The sequence below is a fragment of the Nonomuraea turkmeniaca genome (assembly GCF_005889735.1).
Taxonomy (GTDB): Bacteria; Actinomycetota; Actinomycetes; order Streptosporangiales; family Streptosporangiaceae; genus Nonomuraea; species Nonomuraea turkmeniaca.
On the sequence record NZ_VCKY01000329.1, the window covers coordinates 1 to 9,576 of the forward strand.

Annotated in this window: 8 protein-coding genes and 1 pseudogene; 7 read left to right on the top strand and 2 right to left on the bottom strand. The window is 68.2% G+C overall.

The features are described 5' to 3' along the window. From ETD86_RS49635 to ETD86_RS49665, 7 genes and pseudogenes are all read left to right on the top strand, one after another. Positions 1-251, top strand: a pseudogene (locus tag ETD86_RS49635) (molybdopterin molybdenumtransferase MoeA); the annotation flags it as partial. Between the two features lie 90 nt (positions 252-341). After that, entirely contained in the window at positions 342-2,012 is a 1,671-nt protein-coding gene (locus tag ETD86_RS49640) for a thiamine pyrophosphate-binding protein (protein ID WP_138673595.1), read from the top strand. Between the two features lie 13 nt (positions 2,013-2,025). Then, on the top strand, positions 2,026-3,249 hold the full coding sequence (gene frc / locus ETD86_RS49645; RefSeq protein ID WP_138673590.1) for a formyl-CoA transferase: 1,224 nt from the start codon (positions 2,026-2,028) through the stop codon (positions 3,247-3,249). Next, a complete protein-coding gene (locus ETD86_RS49650) occupies positions 3,250-5,361 on the top strand; it encodes an acetate--CoA ligase family protein (RefSeq protein WP_138673591.1) in 2,112 nt (703 codons plus the stop codon). Between the two features lie 165 nt (positions 5,362-5,526). Then, positions 5,527-6,933 (top strand): Nramp family divalent metal transporter, encoded by a 1,407-nt coding sequence (locus tag ETD86_RS49655; protein ID WP_138673592.1) that lies wholly within the window; start codon positions 5,527-5,529, stop codon positions 6,931-6,933. Further along, complete coding sequence (locus tag ETD86_RS49660; protein ID WP_138673593.1) at positions 6,933-7,421, top strand: hypothetical protein; 489 nt, start codon at positions 6,933-6,935, stop codon at positions 7,419-7,421. Before ETD86_RS49655 ends, ETD86_RS49660 begins: the two co-directional genes overlap by 1 nt. Then, positions 7,418-8,383, top strand: coding sequence for a TerC family protein (locus ETD86_RS49665; protein ID WP_138673594.1), 966 nt, complete (start codon positions 7,418-7,420; stop codon positions 8,381-8,383). Before ETD86_RS49660 ends, ETD86_RS49665 begins: the two co-directional genes overlap by 4 nt. Positions 8,384-8,425: 42 nt before the next feature. On the opposite strand, the gene ETD86_RS56300 is transcribed toward ETD86_RS49665, so the two are convergent. Both ETD86_RS56300 and ETD86_RS49670 read right to left on the bottom strand, forming a co-directional pair. Further along, entirely contained in the window at positions 8,426-8,602 is a 177-nt protein-coding gene (locus tag ETD86_RS56300) for a hypothetical protein (protein ID WP_170223726.1), read from the bottom strand. A gap of 90 nt (positions 8,603-8,692) precedes the next feature. Further along, positions 8,693-9,436 (bottom strand): GntR family transcriptional regulator, encoded by a 744-nt coding sequence (locus tag ETD86_RS49670; RefSeq protein ID WP_138673596.1) that lies wholly within the window; start codon positions 9,434-9,436, stop codon positions 8,693-8,695. Positions 9,437-9,576: the final 140 nt, after the last annotated feature.

Genomic DNA, 9,576 nt, shown 5'->3' on the forward strand with positions numbered 1-9,576 from the left:
CGGGTGCGCTGACTGGTGGCGCCGCCGGGTGGGCAGCGGGGGAGACCAGCGCGCTGGCCGGGGTGGTGCGGGCGCATCCGCACGACACGCGGCTCGTTCCTGTGCGGAGATCCGGCCGGGGAGCCGTGCCGGTGGGGCATGACCGGCCGGGATCGCTCTGGGGCGCGGCGCTGGCGGAGGCCCTGGCGGTGGTCCCTCCGGAGTGGGCCGGCGAGCAGGTCGAGCTGATCGAGTTGCCCCCGGGGGGCTAGACAGGCCGATTCAGGCAGAGTAACTATTGCCTTCATACGGTATGCAGTATGCGGAAGACAGAGAGCTTCGTCGCCGGGAAAGGGTGGACAATGTCGGAAACGATCTCTGGCGGTCATCTCGTAGCCAAGGCACTCAAAGCCGAAGGCGTGGATGTGATCTACACACTCTGTGGCGGCCACATCATCGATATCTACGACGGCTGCGTCGATGAGGGCATCGAGGTCATCGACGTACGCCATGAGCAGGTGGCCGCGCATGCCGCCGACGGTTACGCCCGCATCACCGGCAAGCCCGGTTGCGCGGTCGTCACCGCCGGTCCCGGCACGACCGACGCGGTGACCGGCGTGGCCAACGCTTTCCGTGCGGAGAGCCCGATGTTGCTCATCGGCGGTCAGGGGGCGCTGAGCCAGCACAAGATGGGCTCACTCCAGGACCTGCCGCACGTGGACATGATGACCCCGATCACCAAATTCGCCGCCACGGTGCCCAGCACGGAGCGGGTGGCGGACATCGTGTCGATGGCCTTCCGCGAGTGCTACAACGGCGCGCCGGGCCCCTCCTTCCTGGAGATCCCGCGTGACGTGCTCGACGCGAAGGTTCCTCTGGAGAAGGCCCGCATCCCCAAGGCCGGGCACTACCGGGCCTCCACCCGCCAGCAGGGCGACCCCGAGGCGATCGAGCGGCTGGCCGACCTCCTGGCGCACGCCGAGAAGCCGTGCATCCTGCTCGGGAGCCAGGTGTGGACGTGCCGGGCGACCGACGCCGCGATCGACTTCGTCCGGGCCCTGAACGTGCCCGCGTACATGAACGGCTCGGGCCGCGGCACGCTCCCGCCCGGCGACCCGCACCACTTCCAGCTCAGCCGCAGGTACGCCTTCACCGAGGCCGACCTGATCATCATCGTCGGCACCCCGTTCGACTTCAGGATGGGCTACGGCAAGCGGCTCTCGCCGACGGCGACCGTCGTCCAGATCGACCTCGACTACCGCACCGTCGGCAAGAACCGGGACATCGACCTGGGCATCGTCGGCGACGCCGGCCTCATCCTCGCCGCGGCCGCCCAGGCCGCCAGCGGCCGCATCCAGGACGCCGCCGCCAAGCGTAAGGAGTGGATGGACGAGCTGCGCGCGGTCGAGACGCAGGCGTACGAGAAGCGGCTGCCCCGCCAGCTGTCCGGCGCCCAGCCCATCGACCCGTACCGGCTCGTGCACGAGATCAACGAGTTCCTCACCGAGGACACGATCTACATCGGCGACGGCGGCGACATCGTCACCTTCTCCGGCCAGGTCGTGCAGCCCAAGTCGCCCGGCCACTGGATGGACCCGGGCCCGCTCGGCACGCTCGGCGTCGGCATGGCCTTCGCGATGGCCGCCAAGCAGGCCAGGCGCGACAAGGAGGTGCTGTGCCTGTTCGGCGACGGCGCCTTCAGCCTCACCGGCTGGGACTTCGAGACCATGGTCCGCTTCGACCTGCCGTTCATCGGCGTCATCGGCAACAACTCGTCCATGAACCAGATCAGGTACGGCCAGGCCGCCAAGTACGGCGAGGACCGCGCCCGGGTCGGCAACACCCTCGGCGACATCCGCTACGGCGACTTCGCCAAGCTCCTCGGCGGCTACGGCGAGGAGGTGCGCGACCCCGCGGAGATCCGTCCCGCACTGGAGCGGGCCCGGGAGTCGGGCAAGCCCTCGCTCATCAACGTCTGGGTCGACCCAGAGGTCTACGCCCCCGGAACCATGAACCAGACCATGTACAAGTAGGGGAGCCTCCGACATGAAGGCACTCGAAGGTGTCCGCGTCCTCGATATGACCCACGTCCAGTCCGGCCCGTCCGCCACTCAGTTGCTCGCCTGGCTGGGCGCGGACGTGGTCAAGCTGGAGGCCCCGACCGGCGACATCACCCGGCAGCAGCTGCGTGACGTGCCCGGCGTCGACAGCCTCTACTTCACGATGCTCAACTGCAACAAGCGCAGCATCACGCTCAACATGAAGAGCGAGCGCGGCAAGGAGATCTTCACCGAGCTGGTGAAGGGCGCCGACATCCTGGTGGAGAACTTCGGTCCCGGCGCGGTGGACCGCATGGGCTTCTCCTGGGAGCGCCTCCAGGAGCTCAACCCCCGCCTCATCTACGCCTCGATCAAGGGCTTCGGCCAGGGCCGGTACGCCAAGTTCAAGGCGTACGAGGTGATCGCGCAGGCGATGGGCGGCTCGATGAGCACCACCGGCTTCGAGGAGGGCCCGCCGCTGGCCACCGGCGCCCAGATCGGCGACTCGGGCACCGGCATCCACGCGGTCGCCGGCATCCTGGCCGCCCTCTACCAGCGTGAGCAGACCGGCCGCGGACAGCGGGTGCAGGTGGCCATGCAGCACGCCGTGCTGAACCTGTGCCGGGTCAAGCTCCGCGACCAGCAGCGCCTGGCGCACGGCCCGCTGCGCGAATACCCGAACAGGACCTTCGGCGACGAGGTGCCCCGCTCCGGCAACGCCAGCGGCGGCGGCCAGCCGGGCTGGGCGGTGCGCTGCGCGCCCGGCGGCCCGAACGACTACATCTACGTGATCGTCCAGCCCGTCGGCTGGAAGCCGATCTCGAACATCATCGGCCGCCCCGAGCTGGCCGACGACCCGGAGTGGGCGACGCCGGAGGCGCGGCTGTCGAAGCTGGACAAGATGTTCCAGCTCATCGAGGAGTGGACGATCCGCCACGACAAGTGGACGGTCCTGGACCGGCTCAACGCCGAGAACATCCCGTGCGGGCCGATCCTGTCGACCAAGGAGCTGGTGGAGGACGCGTCGCTGCGCGACGAGGGCATCGTCGTCTCGGTCGACCACCCCGAGCGCGGTGAGTTCGTGACGGTCGGCAGCCCGCTGCAGCTGTCGGACTCGCCGGTCGACGTCCGCACCCCACCCCTGCTCGGCGAGCACAACCAGGAGATCTACGGCGAGCTCGGCGTGAGCGCGGACGAGCTCGCTCAACTCAAGACGAACGGAGTCATCTAAGTGGCGCGCGACATCATTGACAAGGCGCTCGCCGAAGGGCGCACCGCCCTGACCGCTCCTGAGGGACGGCTGATCTGCGAGGCCTACGGCATCACCACCCCGGGCGAAGGGCTGGCCACGTCGGCGGCCGAGGCGGTGGAGATCGCCGAAAAGATCGGGTTCCCGGTCGTTCTGAAGATCGTCTCGCCCGACATCCTGCACAAGACGGACGCCGGCGGCGTGCTCGTCGGGCTGAAGACCGCTGACGAGGTACGCGCGGGCCACGACACGATCCTGGCCAACGCCCGCGCCTACAACCCCGACGCGAAAATCGACGGCATCCAGGTGCAGCAGCTGGTCGGCGGCGGTCACGAGGTCATCGTCGGCGCCGTCACCGATCCGACCTTCGGCAAGGTCGTCGCCTTCGGCCTGGGCGGTGTCCTGGTTGAAGTACTTAAGGACGTGACCTTCCGACTTGCCCCGCTTTCGGGTGATGATGCACTTGGGATGCTCAGTGACATCAGAGCGGCGGAAGTGCTGCGTGGTGCCCGTGGTGCCGAGCCGGCGAACCGGGAGGCGCTCGCGGCGCTCATCGAGCGTGTCGGCAGGCTGGTGACCGACTTCCCCGAGATCATCGAGGTGGACCTCAACCCCGTCTTCGCCGACGCGAACGGTGCGGTCGCCGCCGACGTGCGCATTCTCATCGGCGAGAAGCCGAAGGACGTCGAAAGGCTGCCCCGCGACGAGATCCTCCGGCAGATGAAGCGGATCTTCAAGCCGCGCTCGGTCGCCGTGATCGGCGCCTCCGCCGAGAACGGCAAGATCGGCAACTCGGTCATGCGGAACCTCATCAACGGCGGCTACAAGGGGCAGATCTTCCCGATCAACCCCAAGGCCGACGAGATCATGGGGCTGCCCGCGTACAAGAGCATCTCCGACGTGCCGGGCGACGTGGACGTGGCCGTCTTCGCCATTCCCGCGAAGTTCGTCGCGGCGGCGCTGGAGGAGGTGGGGAAGAAGGGCGCGGCCGGCGCGGTCATGATCCCGTCCGGGTTCGCCGAGACGGGGAACGTCGAGGGCCAGAAGGAGATCGTGGAGATCGCCAAACGGCACGGCGTGCGCATGCTCGGCCCGAACATCTACGGCTACTACTACACGCCGGAGAACCTCTGCGCGACGTTCTGCACCCCGTACGACGTCCGGGGCAGCGTGGCGCTGACCTCGCAGAGCGGCGGCATCGGCATGGCCATCCTGGGCTTCAGCCGCACCACCAAGATGGGCGTCTCGGCCATCGTCGGCGTCGGCAACAAGGCCGACGTGGACGAGGACGACCTGCTGACGTTCTTCGAGCAGGACGACAACACCAAAGCCGTCGCCATGCACCTGGAGGACCTCAAGGACGGGCGTGGCTTCGTCGAAGCCGCCCGCCGGGTGGTCAAGGAGAAGCCGGTCATCGTGCTCAAGGCCGGACGTACCGCGATGGGCGCGCGGGCGGCCGGATCCCACACGGGCGCACTGGCCGGCGACGACAAGGTGTACGACGACATCCTCCGCCAGGCCGGCGTGGTCCGGGCGCCGGGGCTCAACGACATGCTGGAGTACGCCCGCGCGCTGCCGATCCTGCCCGCGCCGAAGGGCGAGAACGTCGTCATCATCACCGGAGCGGGCGGCTCGGGCGTGCTGCTGTCGGACGCCATCGTGGACGCGGGGCTGACGCTCATGGAGATCCCGCCCGACCTGGACACCGCCTTCCGCGCCTACATCCCGCCGTTCGGCGCGGCCGGCAACCCCATCGACATCACCGGCGGCGAACCGCCATCGACGTACGAGAACACGGTCCGCCTCGGCCTGGCCGACGAGCGTATTCACGCGCTGGTCCTGGGCTACTGGCACACGATCGTGACGCCGCCGATGGTGTTCGCCGAGCTGATCGCCCGCGTGGTGAAGGAGGAGCGGGCGAAGGGAAACGTCAAGCCGGTCGTGGCGTCACTGGCCGGTGACACCGAAGTTGAGGAGGCCTGCGAGTACCTGTTCGAGCACGGCGTGGTCGCGTACCCGTACACGACGGAGAAGCCCGTGGAGGTCCTCGGTGCCAAGTACCGCTGGGCCAGGGCTGCTGGACTGCTGAGCTAGAGCCAGGCAAGGCAGATACCCGGCAAGGGGGCTATTCGGGGCAGCGCACGAGGAAGCAACAACCCCCCAGGAGGTCCGTAGGTGGACACATCGAACACACCGCCGGCGACGGCCGCGCCGCCGGTAGAGGATCAACGAGTATGGAAAGCGGGCCGGCTCGAGCCGATGCCCATCAGAAAGCTCCCCGACGCACCACCCTCGGTGCACATTCTCGGGCCGACGGTCTTCCTCGTCGCGCTGGGCGTGGGCATGGGCGAGTCGTATATGTGGCCCAGGCTGGTGTTGCTGTTCGGGCCGGAGATCAGGTGGCTGTTCCTGATCGGCGTCACCCTGCAGGCCGTGGTGATGCTGGAGATGGCGCGCTACGCCATGGCCACGGGGGAGAGCATCTTCTCCGGCGCGGCCCGGGTGTTCAAGCCGCTGATGTGGTTCTTCTTCGTCGTCGCGATAGCCGTCTACATCTGGCCGGGCCACCTGTCGGCTGGAGCGGCGGCCTTCGAGGAGATCACCGGGATTCCCTGGGTGGTGACGGCGGTCGCCGGCCTGATTCTGGTCGGTGTGGTCTTCAGCCTGGCCAAGGTGATCTACAACGTCCTCGAGAACGTGTTGTCGCTGCTCATCGGCGCACTCGTGTTGGGCACGGCCGTGGTGGCGGCCATGGTCGGCTCCTGGGGCGACGTGGCCACCACGATCAGCGGCATGTTCGCCATCGGCTACCTGCCGGCGGAGGCCATGTCGGCGGCCTGGTTCCCGGTGATCGTGGGGGCGTGCGCGTTCGCCGGGCCCTCGGGCATGCAGCAGATGTGGTACACGCTGCACCTGCGTGACTCCGGGGCCGGCATGGGCGTGCACATGCCCAAGGTGCGCGGGCTGCGGCACGCGGGCGAGCAAGAGGCCATGCCCTCGCGCGGCTTCATGTTCGACACCGAGGACCCTGCCGAGATGGCCAAGTGGAAGGGCTGGCGGCGCTGGGTCACGTTCGACGCCCTCCTGCTGTTCTGGGGCATCACCATGCTGGTCACGATCTCCTTCACGGTGATCGCGCAGGCGGCGGTGCGGCAGAACCCGGACGTGCGGTCCGTCATCCAGGGCGACGACCGGGAGGTGGCGCTCACGGCCATGGCCGACGCCGTCTCCTCGGCCGGCAGCTCCGTGCTTGGCACGGTGTTCCTCGGGTTCATCGCACTGATCGGCCTGAACGCGACGCTGGGGCTCTTCGACTCCTTCTCGCGGGGCCAGGCCGACATGACCTACAACTTCGTTCCAGGGGCGAAGAAGCTGCGTATGTCGCACCTGTACGCAGGCTTCCTCTGGGGCGTGATCATATTCGGCATCCTGATCCTGCTCTTCGGGCCGGCCGACGGGCCGAGCGGGATCCTGGACACGCTGGCGTTCCTGTCGACGTTCGCGATGGGCGCGTACTGCGTGACGTTGCTCCTGGTGAACAACCGCATGCTGCCCAAACCGATCAGGCCCAAGTGGTGGACCAACGTGATCATCGGTTTCGGCGCGGTGTTCTACCTCGGCATGCTGTTCTACAGCCTGTTCGCCTTCGGCGTGGTCGTGGGCTGATGGACGGACGGCACAGCCTCGAGCTCGCCCTGCCTGGGGCGTCCATCGGAGCCGTCGCCGGTGCCATGGCCGGTGGGCTGACCCTGTTCGCGGGGCTGCCCACCGGCGTGGCCGCGCTGTCCGCGCTGGCGCTCGCCGTGCCGCTCGCCGTCTTCGGCGGGCTGTACGGCGTGCTGCTCGGGCACGGCGTGTTCCGGCCGGGGACCTTCGGGCCCGCGGGCCTCTACTGGATGGCGGCCTTCCCCCTGTCCAGGCTGCTCCAGGAGAGTGTGGCCGGCGTCGGCATGGCCGACGGCGTGCTCGGCTTCCTCGCCTACCAGGCGATGGTGGCACTCGGATTCGCCATCGGCTTCGTCTGGATGCACGAACGGCTCATGCCGCACTGGCTGCTGCGCCGCGCGGGCGCCAACCCGCGCGCCGAGGCGCTGCTCGGCCTCTACGTCCAGTACGCCCAGGCCTTGCGCGCGAGGAAGGGAGCAAAGCGTTGAACCTGCCCGTCTGGGTCTGGCTGGCCACGATCGGCGGATTCGGTCTCATCCTCGCGCTCGACTTCTGGCTGGTGGCGCGCAACCCCCGTGAACCGTCCTTCAAGGAGTGCGTGGGCTGGGTGTCGTTCTACGTCGGCCTGGCCGTCGTGTTCGGCATCGGCCTGCTGGTGCTCTCGGGACCGGCGCACGGCGGGGAGTTCTTCGCCGGCTGGATCACCGAGTACTCGCTCAGCGTCGACAATCTCTTCGTCTTCCTGCTGATCATGAGCCGGTTCCGCGTGCCCGGGCAGTATCGCCAGAAGGTGCTGCTCGTCGGCATCGTCCTGGCGCTGGTGATGCGGGGCGCGTTCATCGCGGCGGGGGCGGAGGCGGTCACCAGGTTCGACTGGTTGTTCTACGTGTTCGGCGCCTTCCTCGTCTACACCGCGTGGAAGCTGATCGGGCATGAGGACGAGGAGGCGGAGTTCTCCGAGAACATCGCCCTGCGGACGGTGCGGCGGGTGCTCCCGACCACGGACACCTATCACGGCGCCCGGCTCACCGTGCACCACGGCCGCAGGATGGTGACCCCGATGCTGATCGTGATGGTCGCCATCGGGACCACTGACCTGCTGTTCGCCCTCGACTCCATCCCGGCCATCTTCGGCCTCACCAAGGAGCCCTACCTGGTGTTCACCGCCAACGCCTTCGCCCTCATGGGGCTGCGGCAACTCTTCTTCCTCATCGGCGGCCTGCTGGACCGGCTCGTCTACCTGAGCAAGGGGTTGTCGGTGGTGCTGGCCTTCATCGGGGTGAAGCTCATCCTGGAGGCCCTGCACCACGACGGCGTGTCGTGGGCGCCGGAGATTCCGATCCTGGTGTCTCTCGGTGTCATCGTCGGGACTCTCGCCGTCACCACGGTGCTGAGCCTGATGAAGTCGGCGCGCGATGCCAAGAAGGAGTCGGTTTCCGCAGATCGCTGACCATGCCGCGGTGGGGGGTGCTCTGGCGGCCCCTGCTGCGGCTCAGCGCCTCGGGGTCTTGCGTACGTCGTGCTCGGTGGCCCACTGCCGCAGGTATCGCTCCGCGTCGTCGGCCGAGTAATGCTTTCTGAGCGCTGTGCTCAGGCCGATGCCGATCGCCCGGCCATCTGCTGCCTGGCCCGGGGGATCACCAAGGAGAAAGCGGATGAACGCCTTCATGGTCATGCACCTCCCATCCGTGCTGCTCCATCCTCTACCCGAGGTGTTTCGGAGCATGTCGTCTCCTGTGAACGTCAGGTCAATCCGTCCTCATCCCGCCTGCTGAGCGCGCGGACGGCGGCGGCGCACCGGCTTGGGGGCGGGCTCGACGGGCTCGTTCTCCCGCTGCTCCATGTAGGAGACGCGGGTGTGCTCGGTGTGCTCGCGCATGATCTTCGCGGCGCGGCGCTCGTCGCCTGCCTCGATCGCGTCGATCAGCGCCGTGTGCTCCTCCCACGAGGCCATGCCCCGCTGGCGGGCCACCGGCGTGTGGTACCACCGCACCCGCCTGGCCACCTGGCTGGCCAGCTCGGCCAGCACTCTGTTGCCGGACAGCGCGGTCACCAGGGCGTGCAGCTCCGAGTTGATGGCCACGGCCGAGTCGACGTCGTCGGACTGCACGGCCGCGATGCCGCGCGCGCAGAGCGCGCGCAGGCGCGCCACACCGTCCTCGCCGGTGTGCTGGGCGGCGAGCCTGGCGGACTCGGTCTCCAGCAGCGCGCGCACCGCCAGCAGTTGGTCGGCTTCCTCTACCGTGGGTACGTGCACGAACGCGCCCTGGCCGGGGTGCAGGTCGACCCAGCCCTCACCGCTGAGCTGCTGCAACGCCTCGCGAACCGGCTGCCTGGACACGCCGAGGAGATCGGCCAGCTCGCTCTCGACCAGGTGCTGGCCGGGCTTGAGCTGGCCGGAGACGATGAGCTCCTGAATGGCCTCGATGACGCTCTCCCGGAGCGTGGCGGGACGCTGAATCTTGGTGGCCGCCGTCTGACCGGCCTGATCGGACAGCAACATGGTCACGTCTCCAGGGGCTGCGTGGTTTAACGGTTTTTCGTCGACTGCCTACAGCATACCGTTCACTCACCGAACTCGACTGGTGAACCTCGTCACAAGGTCTGTCACACGGGCCTCGTGACAAGGGGATCGTGGGTGGG

Coding starts and splice junctions, on each gene's coding strand:
- ETD86_RS49640 (WP_138673595.1), top strand. CDS start 342: ATGTCGGAAACGATCTCTGGCGGTCATCTCGTAGCCAAGGCACTCAAA.
- frc (WP_138673590.1), top strand. CDS start 2,026: ATGAAGGCACTCGAAGGTGTCCGCGTCCTCGATATGACCCACGTCCAG.
- ETD86_RS49655 (WP_138673592.1), top strand. CDS start 5,527: ATGCCCATCAGAAAGCTCCCCGACGCACCACCCTCGGTGCACATTCTC.
- ETD86_RS49660 (WP_138673593.1), top strand. CDS start 6,933: ATGGACGGACGGCACAGCCTCGAGCTCGCCCTGCCTGGGGCGTCCATC.
- ETD86_RS56300 (WP_170223726.1), bottom strand. CDS start 8,602: ATGAAGGCGTTCATCCGCTTTCTCCTTGGTGATCCCCCGGGCCAGGCA.
- ETD86_RS49670 (WP_138673596.1), bottom strand. CDS start 9,436: ATGTTGCTGTCCGATCAGGCCGGTCAGACGGCGGCCACCAAGATTCAG.